Raw genomic sequence first — 16700 nt, forward strand, 5'->3', positions numbered from 1 at the left:
ATTTTTGTCAATTTAATTGTGTACAATGAAATGTAATACTGTGGACCGACGCTGCTAAAGCACGCGTCTACATATCCAGTCTATATGTAGACGCGTGCTTTAGCAGCGTCGGCACAGCTGATCTTTTCTTGTCCTTATTCAAGAGGTTCTAATGACTCCATCGACATCGCCCGAGGAAGCTTTAAAGCTCGACAACCAGCTCTGTTTTGCTCTCTATGCCGCTACCCGAGCCATGATGAGCACCTATCGTGGTCTGCTTGAGCAACTAGGCCTGACCTTTCCCCAGTACCTGGTTATGCTGGTGCTCTGGGAGGTAGGCCCGAGTACGGTCAAAGATCTGGGACAGACGCTCTACCTGGACTCTGGTACGCTCTCGCCACTCCTGAAGCGCCTGGAGGCGGCTGGCCTCATCCATCGCACACGCAGCGCACGCGATGAGCGCGCCGTCGAGATCAGTCTGACCGAGGCTGGGCAGGCTCTCAAAGAGCAGGCCTTCCCCGTCCCAGGCCAGTTCAACTGTCGCGTTGGCCTGGAGGCTAGCGAGTTCGCCCACCTGCGCGGACAACTCCGCGACCTGGCCGAAACCCTCACGCTCAGCAACGAACTCTCCACCACTCAAAGCTGTACCCCGGAACAAATCGGGTGAAATGCAGGGTCGATGCAAGACATTACGTAGAACCACTTCAATCGTGGATGCCCGTTCGAGCAACCTGATGAGGTATGCCAGCAGAGTCGATCATGAAGTGCCTCTTGACAATGAGAGAATTGTTGGCTATAGTTTAAATGTGAAACCGGTTTCAGCAGCATAAACATGAATTTTGTTCGTCCAATGCAAGGATGCAGGGATACGAATATGCAAGGAATGCTCAACCCTTCCGCTTTTATCTCCCGCAAACTCCCCTGCTCATTGCAGCCACCACGCACCCCTTACCCGGCGAGTCGCGCCGGGGCGAGAAGTCACTTCCTCATTCTTTTCCGTATCTTTTTATAGTATCGAACAACTAGACCACATGATGTTAGTCTAAGTGTTCGACAATAGTTGAAAATGGAATTTCAATTTTGTCATGCTGAGCCTGGTCTCGGGTGACAAGGAAAGAGGGATCTGATGTTACGCCGCTTTGTTCTTCCTTGTGGGATTATCCTGAGTCTCCTAGTCGCGCAGAGTCTTATGCTCTTTAAAGCGCCAGTTGCTCATGCTCATGCGCTGGCGACCCAGAATCTCGTGCAGTATGTGAACCCTTTTATAGGTACCGCGAGTAGTAATGCGCCTAATCCGGTGCCAGGAGGGAGCGGTGGTAGCACCTATCCTGGTGCAGTCGTTCCCTTCGGCATGGTTCAGTTCAGCCCTGATACGCCTAATGGCTCCCCCTCTGGCTATGCCTATAACGATAACACCATTCAAGAGTTTAGCGTGACGCATTTCGATGGAGCTGGTTGTGCCAATAATGATGACCTTCCCATCCTTCCCATTACTGGCTCCCTTGGCGCATCGCCTGGTAGCAGCTGGACCAGTTATAGCTCTACCTATACCAAAAGCAATGAGAGCGCATCCCCTGGCTACTACAAAAACAAGCTGGATAAATACAATACCCAGGTCGAGCTGACCGCGACGACGCGCACTGGCATGGCCCGGTTTACCTATCCCAGCACGAGCCAGGCGACGGTTCTGCTCAATACCAGTCGTAGTGCGACGGGTAGTCGTAGTGGTTCCGTGCAGATCAGCGGCAGCAGCGTGACTGGTAGCGTGACCGCTGGCGGCTTTTGTGGATCGAGCAAGACCTATAAAATCTATTTCGCGATCCAGTTTGACCAGACTCCCACGGGCGTAGGCACCTGGTCGGGAGGAACTATCTCCGCTGGTTCTACAAGCACAAGTGGTACCAATACGGGTGGTTACCTGACCTTTAATACAAGCGGAAACGCCATTGTGCAGATGAAGGTCGCTCTCTCGTATGTGAGCATTGCGAATGCTCAGCAAAATCTTGCCAGCGAGAATGCGGGCTGGGATTTCGCTGGCGTCCAGAGCAATGCGAGCAATACCTGGAATGCCATGCTCAATCGTGTGCAGGTAAGTGGGAACTCAACAACTGACCTGACCGAGTTCTATACCGCGCTGTATCATACGGTTCAGAGTCCGAACGTCGCCAGCGATGTGAACGGCCAGTACCAGGGCTTTGATGGCGCGGTGCATACGGCGAGCTCTATGACGGTCTACCAGAACTATTCAGGGTGGGATATCTATCGCTCGTGGACCGCGCTGGTCTCCATGATCGCGCCCAGCGAGATGACGGATATCGTGAAGTCGATGGTGCTCGACGGCCAGCAGGGGGGTGAACTACCGAAGTGGTCGCAGGAGACGAACGAAGACTTCATCATGACGGGCGATCCCGGACCTATTATTGTGTCGAGCGCATACGCCTTTGGTGTGCGTAATTTCGATACGGCAGGCGCCTTTGCCTTGATGGACAAGGTGGGCAGTGATGTCAATGCGACCACGCAGGGAAGCCCGATTCGTGGGAATCTCGGCTCCTATCTCAGTCAACACTATGTGGCTGGCGATGCCTCGGACTCTCTGGAGTACTCGGCCTCGGATTTTGCCATCGCCCAATTCGCGAAGGCGCTGGGCAATACCAGTGCTTATAACACCTATATGAGCCATGCCCAGTGGTGGGAGAATGTCTTCAATCCAACCACCAGCTACATTACGCCTCGCAATAGTAATGGTACCTGGGCGGTTCCTCTCAACCCGGCGAGCGGCTCCGGCTTTACGGAAGGGAATGCGGCCCAATACACCTGGAATGTGACCTACAATGCGCAGAGCCTGATTAATTTGATGGGTGGTAACGCCACGGCGATTCAGCGCTTGAACCATCTCTTCACCCAGGTGAATGCCGGTCTCAGCCAGCCTTATTACTACATTGGCAATGAGCCTGAATTCGCCACGCCCTGGTTCTACAATTTTTCCGGCTATCCTGCGGGGACACAGACAGCGGTTCGTAGCGTGATGACGGGCGCCTTTACCTCCGCAGCCGGAGGCCTGCCTGGAAATGATGATTTGGGCGCGACCTCTGCCTGGTATGTCTGGGCCGCCCTGGGTCTCTATCCAGCCACCCCTGGTGCTGATACCTTAGTCCTGCATGGACCTCTCTTTAGCTCCGAGACCATCCAGCTAGCAGGCAGCAAAGTGCTGCAAATCAATGGCTCTGGCGCCAGTGATAGCGCCCCCTATGTGCAGAGCTTGAATGTGAATGGCGTTGCAAGCAATCAGGCATGGCTGCACTACAGCGATATTGCCAATGGCGCAACCCTCGACTTCACCATGGGGAATAGCGCCTCCAATTGGGGCGCCAGTGGGACGCCTCCCCCCTCCTTTAACGATGGCTTTACTCCGCCACCTGCGGCCCCGGCCCTGGGGACGAACCTGGCCCTCAACAAAGCCACGACTGGTTCCACTGCCTGTGCCAGTAGCGAAGGGGCAGCCAATGCCGTCGATGGCGCCTTGAAGGGCAATAGTAAATGGTGTTCGGGCGTGACTCCCTCTTCGCTCGTGGTCGATCTCGGTTCGGCCCAGACGGTTGGCTCCTTTGTACTCAAAAACGCTGGCCTGGGCGGAGAGGTCACGTCCTGGAATACCAATGCCTACACGATCCAGTTGAGTACCGATAACAGTAACTGGACAACGGTGGTCAATGTCAGTGGCAATCAAGCCAGTCGCGTGTACAACACCATTGCGCCGCGCAGTGCTCGCTATGTGAAGCTGAACGTCACCAAGCCCACCAGCACTACCGATACCGCGACCCGGCTTTATGAGCTAGAAGTCTATAGCGCGGGGGCGGGGGCGCCCTTATTTTCAACGGGTTTCGAAAGCGGCGATCCGCAGTTGACCTGGACAAATACCGTTGACACTGGCAGCTATCCCCATGGCGGGAGCAGCAACGTAACGGGCATCTGTTGTAGCCTGACTGGCCCAGAGACGGATATACGTAGTGGCGAAACCCAGCATACGGGGAACGTGGCCCTGATGTATTCCGGTCTCACCCAGGGAGCCTCAAGCGAATACGCGTATATGAAGCTCTTTGACGTTAGCTCACGCAATATTGCTGTAAACACCAACACCACGCTCACGTACTGGATCTACCCGCAGAGCACGGCGACCAGCAACCTGGTCAGCGGCAGTAACAGTACCTGCGTGGCGTTAGACCTGATCTTCAGCGACGGAACCAACCTGCGGGATTCCGGCATCGTCGACCAGAATGGGAATCGCAGCCATCCCGCCTATCAATGCAACCACCTGACGCTGGATACATGGAACCAGGTGACCATCAACCTGGGATCGCTTGCCACGGGCAGAACGATCACCAGTATTAACCTTGGCTACGACCAGCCCAACAGTAGCGGGGGCTACCGTGGCTACGTCGATGACATCGTAATCCAGTAGCAGCGTTAAACAGCGTTGTATGGTCCATACATGCATGGACCATACAACGCTGTTTCTATTCGTGGAGGGAGACCAGAATGCGAAAACGACCATGGATGTTTGCGCTCGTCATGTTAAGTATGTGCCTTGTCGTGCTGCTGCCGAGGCCCGGGCTGGTAAAGGCGGCCTCAAACGTGACGACCGATTACAATGCCAACGATGAGCAGGCTGTCACGGCCCTACAGAATTGGTATAACATCAATGCCGGCAACTGGAACTCATTAAACCGCTGGCAATGGGCCAATGCGGTTGATGCCCTGGAGAATACCTATACGCGCACAAACGGTATGGAGTATGGCTACGGGTTGAGTGATACGTATGATCAGAACGTCAGCGGTAATTTTATCAATGACGCTGGCTATGATGATGAGGGCTGGTGGGCGCTGGCCTGGATTCGCGCCTATGATGTCACTGGCAATAGCCGCTACCTCTCCATGGCGCGAACGATCTTTAACGATATGGCGAGCAATGGCTGGGACACGACGGTCTGTGGTGGTGGCATGTGGTGGAATAAGGCCAAAACGTATAAAAATGCCATTACCAACGAACTCTTTCTGACCATCGCTGCCCGCCTGCATCAACGCACGGCTGGCGATAGTGGGAGTGGCAGCTATCTCAATTGGGCCACTACTGAATGGACCTGGTTTAGCAATAGTGGGATGATCAACGCTTCAAACTTGATCAATGATGGCCTCTCCAGTGCGTGCGCCAACAACCAGGAGACGACCTGGACCTACAATCAGGGCATCATTCTGGGTGGCCTGACGGACCTCTACAAGATAACCGGCAATACTAGCTATCTCACGAAGGCCGAGTCTATCGCTAACGCGGCGATCAGCAACCTGGTCTCGTCGGCGGGTACCTTGCGCGAACCCTGTGAACCCTCCTGTAATGGCGATCAAGAGCAGTTCAAGGGTCTCTTTATGCGCAACCTTGCCTACCTCTATGACGTGGATCATCAGCAGACATACTTTCATTTTCTCGCCACCAATGCCAACTCAATCTGGGCCAATGACAGGAATAGCAGTAATCAGCTAGGCCTGGCCTGGAATGGCCCTTTCGACTCGGCAACCCCGGCCAAACAAAGCTCCGCTATGATTCCTATGAGTGTGCTGGCCGAACCATGGACGCAGGGGGCCGCGTTCGCGCGGGGAGCGCAAGATCCGGCCTTTGGGCATAACCTGGGCGTCGCGGCTGGTTCACAGGGATGGGCCTGTAGCGCCAGTACCTGTACGACCGCGAACCATATGGTGTACGGGCCATATATCTCGTATCTGCCGCCTGGCACGCATACGGTCCACTTCCATCTCAGTGTTAATGCCACCAGTTCCGTGACCGCAAGCCTGGTAACACTGGACGTGCGAGATGCAAATAATGGCAACACGCTCGCGAGCAGCAGCGTGCCCTGGAATGTCTTCACGACCGCCAATGCCGCGCAGGACTTTGCATTGACATATACGAATGCGACACCTGGCGACTCCGTCGAGTACCGCATTTACTGGAACAATGTTTCCGGCGCACCAACGTTGACCGCCTCGGATATCGTCGTGGATGGTGGAACCTCCAATTGGGTTGCCAGTAACCTCAATCACAATATTGGGCGTCTCGATAGTCTCAACGCCTGGGAAGTCGATCCCACCAGAGATACACACTCTGATTTCTTAAGTTGGGGACCCTATACCGCCATGCCTGGGGCAGGCAACTACACGGCGTCATTTGAACTCAAGGTGGACAACTTCAATCTTGACACATCAACAGTGGCCACTATTGATGTGCGCGATAATGAAACGGGCCAGGTGGTCGCCTCACAGAATATCCTGCGCAACAACTTTCCGAATACGCTCTACCAGCTGTTCCCCTCAACTTTAGTGCTGTGAGTGGGCACCACTACGAGTTTCGCGTCTTCTGGGACTATAGCTCCAGCGCTCCGCGCCTGACCGAACGCGGTGTGTATGTCCAGCCGACCATCCATGATACGAGCGTTACTCTCCCTTACAATACGCGAGGTATCGGTAATTCCGCGGGCGATGCGAACCTGGATGGCGTGGGCGACGCGTTCAAGTCCACCATTGGTACATCTGTCTTTGCCAACTACCACCGCTACTCGATTGGGCCAACGCAGGCGGGCGCCAACAACGTCTTGCGGGGCGGCTCCAATGTGAGCGTCAATCTCCCGAACAACGCCTATCGGGAGGTCCACATCCTGGGGGCAGCCATCAACGGGAACCAGGTGAATCAGCCCTTTACGATTACCTATACCGACAACACAACGGCCACGCAAAATCTCTCCCTCTCGGACTGGTTCGCCTCCGCGCCCCAGCCCTATGAGCGCTTCGCCGTCGCCCAGGATACCCGCTGGGGACCTTCCTCAACGCAATATGGCAACATCCACCTCTTTGATTACACCATCGCACTCAACAGCGGCAAAGCGGTGAAAAGCCTCACCCTGCCCAACAACTCAAACATCGTGATCGTCGCTATTACTCTCACGACGAACGGCTAGAGCCTAAACAAAGAAAGCGGTGGGAAGACGTATGCTTGCATACATCTTCCCACCGCTTTCGCAGCAGTACAAGGCCCCTAGCCCATCATCATATTGCTGGCGTAACTGACCAACCGAGACCGTTGTTTCATAGCGAAGTTCTCTGTGGCTATAGCGCTCTGATTTCGTGGATGCTGCTTCGATGATGCTCATCAAGACACTTTGCTGGAGCGAGAATATGTCGCGCTGAGCAATAGCCTTGGTGAGTGTTCTGCCATCGGGAAGTTGCGTCTGAAGACTGAGGCGATTGATCTGCGTGATGAGAGTGACAAATTGAGCAAAAGACTGTTCAAGCTCGCGAAATAGAACATCGGGATTCTCGGGTGGCGTTTCGCCTTCCTGTACTTTTGCGCTTCCAACCAGTCTCGTACGAAGGAGTTCCACGCGCCTTTGCAGGTCTGCGCGGATGACGAGTGCTTCGGCTAATTTCATAACGGAGTGGGAGCAGCAGCTTCACTTACTCCCTGCTGGGCCATACGCTGAAGTTCAGTCGCGAGTTTCTCGGAGTCCTCGTACACATAATCCTCAACGACGCGTCCCCAGCGCAGGCGGAGGAACTGCATCCCAACATTGTGGTAGAGCCTGCCATCGCTCAATGTCGTCTCCACCGAAAAGTGAGTCGCCACAACTGTATTCCAGGGCCAGCCATTCACCAGCATCGTATGCGGTTGAAATTGAATGCCGGGAAGAAGCCGGTAAAAGCGCTGGAACCATGCTCGTACAGGCGCTCTATCACGGTAGTTGGCACCAAGGGCGTGCTTTCCCAGGAAGACAAAATGAACATCGGGAGCAAACCTTGCGAGCACTGACTCATAATCCCCCTGGCTGAGGCTTTTAAAGTTCTTACACAGTATCTGTTTGAGAATGAAGTGATACATGAAATAGACCTCCTTGTTCATAGCATGCGCGGCCTGACATTCCCTCTTCTATTCCTTTTGCTCTTCCCTCTTTTCAGGAAGATGGTCAAGGGAAGCTAAAGCGGTCTGCGCCCAGCGCAAATCAAAGTGGAGCTTTTGCAAGCCATAATCTAATGTAAGCAGCCAGTAGGGCAGGTCGGATGCCGCATGGTAGGTTTCCGCATACAGCGCGGCGCTGGTGGGAATCGTCTGCTCAAAATGCGCAAGCTGCTGCTGGAGATCAGCAATGCGTTGTTCGAGGACCTGTTTGAGTTGTCCTTTGCTCAATTCGATACCAAAGAAGACCTGACCCAGCCACGCCTCATGCGATGATGCAAGCCCCTGAGGCATGGCTAACCAGTCCCGTAGCACCTCAAGTCCCTTCTCCGTAATATGGTATATCTTCTTGTCGGGCCGCTTCTCCTGAGCGACCCGTTCGATTTCTACCCACCCCACCTCGTGCAGTTTGGCGAGCGAGCGATAAATCTGGCTTTGCTCGGTATTCCAGAAATGCTCTACCGATGCCTGGAATGCCTTGTTGAGGTCGTAACCAGACTGAGGGCCATATTTGAGTATGCCCAGAATCAGATGGGGTAATGACATGACCTATCCGTACTCGCATGTATATGTATTTGCATATACTATAACCAAGGCATAGCTCTTTTTTCAAGGAACTACAGGATTCGCCACATTTGACCTACTCACGCTTAAAGCAATTGCATAAACCCATGCGATAGAGTATGCTAAAGGCTCCCAGAGCAGTCACTTAACATCCAATAAATTCGATAATACCTCTTACGCATCAATGAGGAGGCAAGGATGCAAGCACAGAATGGATATTCTCAAGCGCGCAAGCTTCTCGTGTGGGGTTTAATTGCTCTATCTATCGCTCTCATCAGTGCGATTGCAGAAATACCGCTTTCAATCCAGGCTAACCAATTAACACATGTTTCTAGTGCAGGCCTGGTCGATCCCCAGCCAGATGCGCCTGTCACCTGTAATGACAAGCCCATGAAAACTGACGAGATATGTCAACTCAGCATAACTTACAACGGCACGACCTCAAAAATAGACAAAACATATGACATGCAGAAGAAGATACAAAGTGATGGTCGCATAAATGCTATTGTAGAGCAGAAAAATAAGGCTATTGATCAGCAAGAGGGAATCCTGAATGCGATAGGTGTACCCCTGAGCGTCATCCTGCTGGTTAGCTTTATTACCGCTATCATCTTGCTCGTAAAATACTTCAACGCCCATCGCAGAGTCAGAGTATCGACGAGCGCAAACCTTTAGTAGTAACAAGAAGTGATGCTCAATGCCTTATTTCTGATCCTTTCCAGAGAGTTTTCAGCTCTCCAGTCAGAACCCACGGGAAGCGGGCATAAATTGCCCGCTTCCCGTGGTAATCTAAGAGAAAAGAAGCAAAAAGGAGCCTATTCTATGGCTGAAGACAACTTTACGCTCACGACATACTACACTATCTGGAAAGAGTATCAGGAGCACATCAAAGGGGCGATTGCTCCGCTCACCGCTGAACAGCTTGTGCTGCGTGCCACGCCTCACCTGCGCTCCGTTGGCGAGAACACCATGCACATCATCGGTGCCCGTATCGGCTGGTTCATCATAACCCTGGGAGAAGAGTTTGGCGAGGAGATGAGTGCGTACCTGAAGCGAAACGAGGTTGCGTTGCGACAGGGGACACCTATCCCAACCACAGCCGAACTGGTTCAGGGTCTCGACCACCACCTGGCAACTCATGGAGGATTGCCTGGCTCGCTGGAGTCCCGCCGACATGCAACAAACCTTCCCCGATGAGTTGGACGGCAAACAGGTCTACCTGTCGCGCGCCTGGGTCGTCGGGCATGTGATGGAGCATGATATGCATCACGGCGGCGAACTCTCGCTCACCCTCGGCATGCATGGGGTTCCAGCTGATTTCCCTGGCTAGAGCCTGTGAAAGACTCAACGAAGAAAGCAATGCTCAAATGCTTTGCTGGGTCAAAGGGTATGGTGGAGCTGGTGCGGACGCACCAGCTCCACCGGTGCGGTCATTCGTATTCGTGCCTCTCGAAAGTGGTCTATAGAGCTTATCCTGCGAAGTAGCAGGAACTTACAAGCTGGCAGGATATTTCTGCTGAATACACTGCATAATCTTCTCTTGCGTTTCCGAAGCATGCAAGCCAGTATTATCAATAACCACATCCCAACGCCGCGTAAAATCCTCCTGCTCGGTCTCACCATAAAAATCTTTGATGAAAGCATCCAGTTCAAGGCGTGTCTCTGGATCCTTGTTGACTCGTTCAGCGTTGCGCTTCAGGCAATGCTCAAGCTCAGGCTTAATAAATACTGTTACCACCAAGTGATTGTGCAAATAATGCAGATAAGGGGCAGGATCAGCCAGAACTTCGTCGATAACAACAAAGAAGCCATTCACTTGATAGTTTAAAGCGATAGCGCAGGCATTTTGACGCATAATTTGAGCCTGGTGATGCGCTTCCTCATTCAATGGACGTGGCGGAACAAAGCCCTTGACCACCAGGTGACGCAGGGCGTCAGTCTCAATATGCACGCCCTTCTCATACTGCTCACAAAGCTCTCTGGCAAGAGTGCTCTTCCCCCCAGCAGGTAGGGCCGATAGAATTACTATGGGATGACGCGACATGCCTCTCCTCCTTTACACGCTCCAGAATGGGTGCCGGCAAGACATGCTCTTATCTATCCTCTAACACGAAGTATAAGAGAGGGTATGGTGACAGAGAGAAAAACGGTACAACATCATAATTGATGAGTTTATTTAGATGCGTTGTCCTGTGCTTTTTAAGTATTTATTTGACCTATATTGATAAATGATGATAGAATGGCTCCTGTACCGCCACGAATAGCACATAGTAGGTTCTAGCCCGCAGAAAGCTGCCAGTCGCTAATGTATATTCGTGCATTTGTATTTTGGAGAGCGTGATGAATAGAAAGGTCTACTATCTTGACCTGCAAACTTTGCTTGACTATCTCTCTGTGCATGGAGAGTCTTGCCTTTTGAGCAAGACCCTCAAGGAGAGGGGGCAGACTGGCTACGTTGAAGTGAGCGCTGGATCTATGATTTCCTGCTATATTCGAGAGGGGGAAAGAGTTGTCCTGCAGGGAGAGCAAGCTTTTAAGGCGCTAGCGCGTTTCTCAGAATGGCAGGTACAGCTTCAGAATGAGCAGGCCCCGTTACAATCGTTGATGTCCCCACCAGATCCTCCATCATCCTTCAATAGCCCATCTCTGCCCATGATGCGACCAAATGCACAATTGCCTGCGACGAAACCAGGTATCTCGAGCGGACAATGGCCTGCGACGAGGCCGACCACGACAAGTGGACAATGGCCTGTGCTCGGACCTGGCTTCGTGCTTGGATGGCACCCAAGAATGAGGCGTAATATGATGGAAGAAGAGTTTACGGCTCTTCCTATGCGCCAACGCGTCGTACTACGCCTGGTATTGACAAAGGTGAATGGAGTACGAAGCGTAGAAGAGATCAAGGCACAGTTACAACTCTCCCCAGAAACTGTCGAAAGCGCGCTGGCATATCTGCGCGCGCGTAATATTATTGAATAAGTTAGGAGGAATGGCATATGAAGCGATTTATGACCTGGTGGTATGCGTTCTCGATGCCAAAGCGCGGACCAGACACAACTCCAGGTGAGCGTGAGCGTTCTCGCTATGCGCGGTTAACAAGTGGATTTCTTTTACTTATTTGTGCGCTTTTTCTACCACTTGCACCGATTATGATATTTGATTCCCCGAATAGTCCTTCATCACCGCCTATCGGCATTGGTACCCTTATACTACTTGCATGCGCGTTTGGCTTTGGAAAAGCGGGGTGGAACTACATTAGCGCTGCCTTCATTGTCGCATACAACATATTATGTATTAGCGCCGTAATGGCAACGAATCCGCTGGATCCTTCGCTTTTACCGCTCTTTGGCATCTTTTCTGTCTCAGTCATCATGGCTGGGGCTCTGTTGCCACCTGTCGCATCTCTAGTCGTAGGTGTGTTATGTTGCCTGGACATCGCTCTTATTAGTCAGCTCGTTCCTCATACACTTGCATATCAGCAAATGCTCGATAAAGGCCTTTTTACCGTTACTCTGATTGTGCCAGTCAGCATACAGCTCATGATCAGCGTTATGACCTATGTCATTATGCGTAACCTGATCAATACTATTCGTCGTGCTGACCGCGCAGAAGAGATTGTCTCGTTGCAGCAGGAGCTCGCGTTACATGTACGGACACAGGTGCAGCAGAAGCAGCAACTTGAAGAAGGCTTTCAGAAGATCGCGGAGACGCATGCACGTATCAGCAATGGTGATCTGAGTGTGCGTGTGAATCTGAGTGAGGGGCATATGCTCTGGAATGTCGCTGGTTCACTCAATAATCTTCTGAATCGCATGCAACGCATGAAGAGCGACGCGGACATGCTTATCGCGACGCGCCAGGCTGCCTATCAGGTCTCGAATGTGCTCCACCAGGCTGTCACGATGGGCACGATTAATAATGTTCATCTACCCACCACTGGTACTCCGCTTGATCCGGTTATCATCGAACTCAATAACGTAGCTCGTAGTGCTACGTCCCATTCTCAGTCTCGCTATGGGAACACGTTAGGACAGCATTAGCAACAACAGTATTTGTGAAAATAACAAGAGAAGGAAGCAGTATATTTATGCGTATTCTGGTTACTGGCGCTTTTGGTAACGTTGGCTTTAGCACTGTACAGGCGCTCATCGAGCAGGGGCAAACGGTTCGCTGCTTTGATCTGAAGTCGAAGGGGGCGGAGAAGAAGGCCCACCTTGTTGAGGGAAAAGCCGAGATTATCTGGGGCGATATCCGCGATGCCCAGGCCGTAGCTGAGGCTGTGAAGGGGCAAGAGGCTGTCATTCACCTGGCATATATCATTCCACCTGCTGTGGATGAGAACCCTCAACTGGCCCAGGAGGTGAATGTTGGGGGAACACGCAATGTCATCGAGGCGGCCAAAGCACAGAGCCAGCCACCGAAGGTCCTCTTTAGCTCCAGCCTGGATGTCTTTGGGCCTACGCAGGATCAGGAGCCGCCGCGCCGCCTGACCGATCCCGTTATAGCGACCGACGAGTATACCAGGCATAAACTAGAGGGCGAAGAGATGTTGCGAACCTCTAACCTGGAATGGGCAATTTACCGCTTTGGCGATGTGCCTCCGTTAGAGACACGTCAGATGCATCCTATTATGTATACCATTCCCTTGAACACACGCCTGGAGGTGGTTCACACCCATGATGTGGGCCTGGCAATCGCCAATGGCATGCATAGTCCCATCTGGGGCAAGGTCTGGTTGATTGGTGGCGGTCCTAAGTGCCAGATTCGCTATCGTGACTACCTCTATCATACACTTGGCGAAATTGGTATTCAGCCTCCACCAGACGAAGCCTTCGCGCCCGATAGCAAGCCCTATTGTACCGACTGGCTCGATACTGAAGAGAGCCAGGCGCTCTTACAATACCAACGCCATACCTTTGACGAGATCATGCGCGACGTGGCGGAGGCGACCCGCCCCAAAGGAGCCGTGGCCCTTATCCTGCCGCTCCTGCGCCCGCTGGTCCGCAGGCAGATGTTGAAGATGTCACCTTACCTTCAGCAGAAATAGCCTGAGGGCCTGGTGAATCTAGCGAAGAGTGTATGCCATTTTATTGATAAGTTGACAATGCCACTTTCTGTTACCTTTTCTCCTACTTCTACGTAGAAAAAGTAGGAGTTATATTTGACCCCTAGAAGCAGGAGGCGTTGCGATGAACCAGACGATGCGCGCTCCCCGAGGAGCGGCGATCCCGTCCCCTGATGGCTATGATATTCTGCGTCAGGATGGGCGATATTTTCCTGTTCGTGTCCATCTGCATGATCCTGTGCATCCTGGAACGACAGCCTTCAAGCGTCAAGATGGAACGGTGGTTTCCTTTGCTAAACGCCTCTCTGCTCTGGTCTTCCTGTATCAACAACAGGAGCATCAAGCTGAGGATCAGGAGCAAACCACCTCTCACGCCTCGTCTTTGTGAACATATTATCCGCCTCTGTGCTCTTTTCGCACCTACTCAGAGGCTCAGACGAGAAGACCCTCTGAGTAGGTGCAGGAAGAGAGTAATATGAATGGATGACTTACAAGATCAAATGAGTACGCCCCAGCAAGACAACGGCGCGGAGTCACGCCTTATGCATGAACAGGACTGGGCTCTCACTCCTCTGAGTATCCCATCAACAGGACAGAATACTCTCTCTGAGCACACATTCGCAGGCCATACACATGTTGTTTGCTTTAGTGAGCACGATGCCTCACTCATCACCATGCTCAGCGCATTTCTCGGTGATGGTTTACGGGCAGGGGACAACTGCATCGTCGTCGCAACACCCTCTCACCACGAACACCTGGAGCAGCACTTGCAAGCTACTGGCTTCGATCTGGCTCAGGCCGTGGCCACTGGGACCTATATCCCTTTAGATGCCGCTACAACTATGGCGCGCTTCCTCGTCGATGGGCAGCCAGATTCGACCCGCTTCATAGAGGTGATAGGACCGCTCATCGAACAAGCAACGCAGGGAGGCCGCCGCGTGCGTATCTTTGGGGAAATGGTCGCGCTCTTGTGGGCACAGGGGAAGCAGGCGGCAGCCATTCGCCTGGAAGAATTCTGGAACGCGTTAGGTCAGAGGTATACCTTTTCCCTTTTCTGCGCGTACCCACTCCAGGACTTTGATGGAAGGAAGCATGAGGCAGCATTCACTCACATTTGCCAGTTGCACTCCCAGCTCGTTCCCCCTACGAGCTATACCCAGCTCACTGAACAGGAACGGTTACGGACCTTTACACTGCTGCAACAGAAGGCTAACACCTTACAGGTCAAGATCACGGAAAGCCAGGCCGCACAAGAGCGGCTCCGGGCCCTGGCAGCCATTGTGGAGTCGTCTGATGATGCTATCCTCAGCAAAACTCTCTCAGGCATTATCACCAGTTGGAATAGCGCAGCCCAGCGCATCTATGGCTATACGGCCCAGGAAATGATTGGAGCGCATGTGACCCGGATTTTCCCGCCGGATCAATACGAGGAATTTGAGCAGATCATGGCGAAGATTCGCCTTGGTGAACCAGTAGATCACTTTGAAACCCGACGTGTACGCAAAGACGGCCAGGAACTCCTGGTTTCCGTTACGATCTCTCCCATCAAAGATGAAAACGGCGTGATTTTTGGTGCCTCGACCATCGCCCGTGATATCACGGAGCAGCGGCGCTTAGAAGCGAAGTCGCAGCGACTCTTTGCTTCTAATTTGATCGGGATTTTTGTCGCGGATGAGACGGGAAGGCTTCTGGAAACCAATCAAGCCTTCCTGGATCTGGTGGGCTATACCCAAGATGAGTGGCAGGCAGAAGCGCCTCTTGCCATGACGTCTCCCTCTTTTCTGGCTTCGTTCCTTCGCCCACTCATTCAGTCTGCACACGCTGGAAATGGCTCCTCCGACCCGCAGGAAACCATCTTGTTGCATAAAAGTGGGAAGGCTCTCCCGATACTTATGGCCCTGACCTGCATCGAGCACACTCAGACCTGTATCGGCTTCGTGCTCGATATCAGTGAACGCAAAGCCTTGGAGCAGCGCAAAGACATCTTTATCGGCATGGCTTCCCATGAACTCAAAACCCCGGTGACCAGTCTGAAGGGCTTTCTGGGCCTGGTACAACGACTCCTCTCACAAAAGGAATTTTCGCAACAGGGAAATGAAAAAATTCTGCAATATCTTGCCCGCATGGATGCACAAATCGAGAAATTAACCAAACTCATCAATGATCTGCTGGATGTTTCCATGATGCAGGCAGGACAACTGATCTACCGAGAAGAGCAGGTAGAGGTGGATACCCTGGTACGAGAGATTGTGGAGAACGTGCAGGAGACGACGCAGACGCATCGCTTGCTTGTGCAAGGAGAGACGCGAACTGCTGTCTTTGGAGACCCGGATCGCCTGGGGCAAGTGCTGATAAATCTTCTCCAGAATGCTATTAAATATTCGCCCAACGCCAACACCGTTCTTATTCATTTGGACGCAACTGAGGAGCAGGTGCAGATCCGCGTTCAGGATTTTGGCCTGGGCATTAGCAAAGAGCATCACCAGAAAATTTTTGAGCGTTTCTATCGGGTCACCGATCAAGAGGAGAAAACCTATCCAGGTATGGGGATTGGCCTGACCATCTCACAAGAAATTATCAAGCGACATGGAGGACGCTTCTGGGTCGAGAGTGAGCGCAACAAAGGAGCCATCTTTTCTCTAAGCTTGCCCCTTATACAGCGAGAAAGCCAGGTACTCTCTCAGGAGGAAGAGCGTGAAAGGATGAAGCAGCCAAATGCAGAGTAGACAAAGTCAACAGAAAACGCTCCTGGTGGTTGATGACGATCTCGACATTCTCGACTTTTTGCACGACCTGCTTTCCATGGAGGGCTATCGAGTGCTCATCACAACGAAGACAGAGGTACTGGATCAATTGCAGCAAAATGCCTTGCCTGACCTCATCCTGCTGGATGTGTTTCTATCGGGTCGAGATGGACGAGAGGTCACCAGACACCTGAAAAGCCAGGAGGAGACCAGGGCGATCCCTATCATCATGTTTTCGGCTTACCCTAATGTGAAAGCGACTGTGCAGGCAGCGGGCGCCGATGCTTTCATCGAAAAACCTTTTGATATGGATATCTTAGTCACAAAAATCGCGCACTTCCTCTGCTAGAGCAGT

At 52.5% G+C, this 16700-nt stretch carries 17 protein-coding genes; 13 read left to right on the plus strand and 4 right to left on the minus strand.

Annotation, left to right across the window (positions count from 1 at the left end; translation table 11 throughout):
* The first annotated feature begins 151 nt into the window (after positions 1–151).
* The 4 genes from JMJ04_RS27800 to JMJ04_RS27815 all read left to right on the plus strand — a co-directional run bounded on the left by JMJ04_RS27800 (position 152) and on the right by JMJ04_RS27815 (position 6980).
* Positions 152–646, plus strand: coding sequence for a MarR family winged helix-turn-helix transcriptional regulator (locus JMJ04_RS27800; RefSeq protein ID WP_201373664.1), 495 nt, complete (start codon positions 152–154; stop codon positions 644–646).
* Between the two features lie 459 nt (positions 647–1105).
* Entirely contained in the window at positions 1106–4438 is a 3333-nt protein-coding gene (locus JMJ04_RS27805) for a GH92 family glycosyl hydrolase (protein ID WP_201373665.1), read from the plus strand.
* A gap of 77 nt (positions 4439–4515) precedes the next feature.
* On the plus strand, positions 4516–6354 hold the full coding sequence (locus JMJ04_RS27810; RefSeq protein WP_201373666.1) for a glycoside hydrolase family 76 protein: 1839 nt from the start codon (positions 4516–4518) through the stop codon (positions 6352–6354).
* Complete coding sequence (locus JMJ04_RS27815) at positions 6351–6980, plus strand: hypothetical protein (RefSeq protein WP_201373667.1); 630 nt, start codon at positions 6351–6353, stop codon at positions 6978–6980. The genes JMJ04_RS27810 and JMJ04_RS27815 overlap by 4 nt, the downstream gene beginning before the upstream one ends.
* 3 nt (positions 6981–6983) lie before the next feature.
* Here JMJ04_RS27815 and JMJ04_RS27820 read toward each other — a convergent pair whose 3' ends face one another.
* The 3 genes from JMJ04_RS27820 to JMJ04_RS27830 are packed head-to-tail and all read right to left on the minus strand — an operon-like array spanning position 6984 to position 8518.
* The gene (locus JMJ04_RS27820; protein ID WP_201373668.1) at positions 6984–7451 is read right to left on the minus strand and encodes a DIP1984 family protein; all 468 of its coding nucleotides are present in this window, start codon (positions 7449–7451) and stop codon (positions 6984–6986) included.
* A complete protein-coding gene (locus tag JMJ04_RS27825; RefSeq protein ID WP_201373669.1) occupies positions 7448–7897 on the minus strand; it encodes a nuclear transport factor 2 family protein in 450 nt (149 codons plus the stop codon). Before JMJ04_RS27825 ends, JMJ04_RS27820 begins: the two co-directional genes overlap by 4 nt.
* Positions 7898–7945: 48 nt before the next feature.
* A complete protein-coding gene (locus tag JMJ04_RS27830; RefSeq protein WP_201373670.1) occupies positions 7946–8518 on the minus strand; it encodes a PadR family transcriptional regulator in 573 nt (190 codons plus the stop codon).
* A gap of 216 nt (positions 8519–8734) precedes the next feature.
* Between JMJ04_RS27830 and JMJ04_RS27835 the strand changes: the two genes are divergently transcribed.
* The 3 genes from JMJ04_RS27835 (at position 8735) to JMJ04_RS27845 (ending at position 9866) form a co-directional block, all read left to right on the plus strand.
* Positions 8735–9211: a hypothetical protein gene (locus JMJ04_RS27835; RefSeq protein WP_201373671.1), complete on the plus strand. Its 477-nt coding sequence runs from the start codon at positions 8735–8737 to the stop codon at positions 9209–9211.
* A 147-nt stretch (positions 9212–9358) separates the two neighbouring features.
* On the plus strand, positions 9359–9733 hold the full coding sequence (locus JMJ04_RS27840; RefSeq protein WP_201373672.1) for a hypothetical protein: 375 nt from the start codon (positions 9359–9361) through the stop codon (positions 9731–9733).
* Positions 9711–9866, plus strand: coding sequence for a hypothetical protein (locus tag JMJ04_RS27845; protein ID WP_201373673.1), 156 nt, complete (start codon positions 9711–9713; stop codon positions 9864–9866). Before JMJ04_RS27840 ends, JMJ04_RS27845 begins: the two co-directional genes overlap by 23 nt.
* 162 nt (positions 9867–10028) lie before the next feature.
* On the opposite strand, the gene JMJ04_RS27850 is transcribed toward JMJ04_RS27845, so the two are convergent.
* On the minus strand, positions 10029–10580 hold the full coding sequence (locus tag JMJ04_RS27850) for an AAA family ATPase (protein ID WP_201373674.1): 552 nt from the start codon (positions 10578–10580) through the stop codon (positions 10029–10031).
* Positions 10581–10876: 296 nt separating this feature from the next.
* Between JMJ04_RS27850 and JMJ04_RS27855 the strand changes: the two genes are divergently transcribed.
* The 6 genes from JMJ04_RS27855 to JMJ04_RS27880 all read left to right on the plus strand — a co-directional run bounded on the left by JMJ04_RS27855 (position 10877) and on the right by JMJ04_RS27880 (position 16694).
* Entirely contained in the window at positions 10877–11515 is a 639-nt protein-coding gene (locus JMJ04_RS27855) for a sigma-70 family RNA polymerase sigma factor (RefSeq protein WP_201373675.1), read from the plus strand.
* A 17-nt stretch (positions 11516–11532) separates the two neighbouring features.
* Positions 11533–12576: a hypothetical protein gene (locus JMJ04_RS27860; RefSeq protein WP_201373676.1), complete on the plus strand. Its 1044-nt coding sequence runs from the start codon at positions 11533–11535 to the stop codon at positions 12574–12576.
* A 47-nt stretch (positions 12577–12623) separates the two neighbouring features.
* Positions 12624–13583, plus strand: a complete 960-nt coding sequence (locus JMJ04_RS27865) for an NAD-dependent epimerase/dehydratase family protein (RefSeq protein WP_201373677.1) — start codon at positions 12624–12626, stop codon at positions 13581–13583.
* A gap of 142 nt (positions 13584–13725) precedes the next feature.
* Positions 13726–13989 (plus strand): hypothetical protein, encoded by a 264-nt coding sequence (locus JMJ04_RS27870; protein ID WP_201373678.1) that lies wholly within the window; start codon positions 13726–13728, stop codon positions 13987–13989.
* Between the two features lie 91 nt (positions 13990–14080).
* On the plus strand, positions 14081–16327 hold the full coding sequence (locus JMJ04_RS27875; RefSeq protein ID WP_201373679.1) for a PAS domain S-box protein: 2247 nt from the start codon (positions 14081–14083) through the stop codon (positions 16325–16327).
* Positions 16317–16694 (plus strand): response regulator, encoded by a 378-nt coding sequence (locus JMJ04_RS27880; protein ID WP_201373680.1) that lies wholly within the window; start codon positions 16317–16319, stop codon positions 16692–16694. Before JMJ04_RS27875 ends, JMJ04_RS27880 begins: the two co-directional genes overlap by 11 nt.
* Positions 16695–16700 lie beyond the last annotated feature (6 nt).

The organism is Ktedonobacter robiniae (assembly GCF_016587375.1).
GTDB classification, from domain to species: Bacteria; Chloroflexota; Ktedonobacteria; order Ktedonobacterales; family Ktedonobacteraceae; genus Ktedonobacter; species Ktedonobacter robiniae.

Bases quoted from the DNA above. Each gene is read 5' to 3' on its own strand.
- JMJ04_RS27800 (WP_201373664.1), top strand. From the start codon at position 152: ATGACTCCATCGACATCGCCCGAGGAAGCTTTAAAGCTCGACAACCAG.
- JMJ04_RS27805 (WP_201373665.1), top strand. From the start codon at position 1,106: ATGTTACGCCGCTTTGTTCTTCCTTGTGGGATTATCCTGAGTCTCCTA.
- JMJ04_RS27810 (WP_201373666.1), top strand. From the start codon at position 4,516: ATGCGAAAACGACCATGGATGTTTGCGCTCGTCATGTTAAGTATGTGC.
- JMJ04_RS27820 (WP_201373668.1), bottom strand. From the start codon at position 7,451: ATGAAATTAGCCGAAGCACTCGTCATCCGCGCAGACCTGCAAAGGCGC.
- JMJ04_RS27825 (WP_201373669.1), bottom strand. From the start codon at position 7,897: ATGTATCACTTCATTCTCAAACAGATACTGTGTAAGAACTTTAAAAGC.
- JMJ04_RS27830 (WP_201373670.1), bottom strand. From the start codon at position 8,518: ATGTCATTACCCCATCTGATTCTGGGCATACTCAAATATGGCCCTCAG.
- JMJ04_RS27835 (WP_201373671.1), top strand. From the start codon at position 8,735: ATGCAAGCACAGAATGGATATTCTCAAGCGCGCAAGCTTCTCGTGTGG.
- JMJ04_RS27840 (WP_201373672.1), top strand. From the start codon at position 9,359: ATGGCTGAAGACAACTTTACGCTCACGACATACTACACTATCTGGAAA.
- JMJ04_RS27845 (WP_201373673.1), top strand. From the start codon at position 9,711: ATGCAACAAACCTTCCCCGATGAGTTGGACGGCAAACAGGTCTACCTG.
- JMJ04_RS27850 (WP_201373674.1), bottom strand. From the start codon at position 10,580: ATGTCGCGTCATCCCATAGTAATTCTATCGGCCCTACCTGCTGGGGGG.
- JMJ04_RS27855 (WP_201373675.1), top strand. From the start codon at position 10,877: ATGAATAGAAAGGTCTACTATCTTGACCTGCAAACTTTGCTTGACTAT.
- JMJ04_RS27860 (WP_201373676.1), top strand. From the start codon at position 11,533: ATGAAGCGATTTATGACCTGGTGGTATGCGTTCTCGATGCCAAAGCGC.
- JMJ04_RS27865 (WP_201373677.1), top strand. From the start codon at position 12,624: ATGCGTATTCTGGTTACTGGCGCTTTTGGTAACGTTGGCTTTAGCACT.
- JMJ04_RS27870 (WP_201373678.1), top strand. From the start codon at position 13,726: ATGAACCAGACGATGCGCGCTCCCCGAGGAGCGGCGATCCCGTCCCCT.
- JMJ04_RS27875 (WP_201373679.1), top strand. From the start codon at position 14,081: ATGGATGACTTACAAGATCAAATGAGTACGCCCCAGCAAGACAACGGC.
- JMJ04_RS27880 (WP_201373680.1), top strand. From the start codon at position 16,317: ATGCAGAGTAGACAAAGTCAACAGAAAACGCTCCTGGTGGTTGATGAC.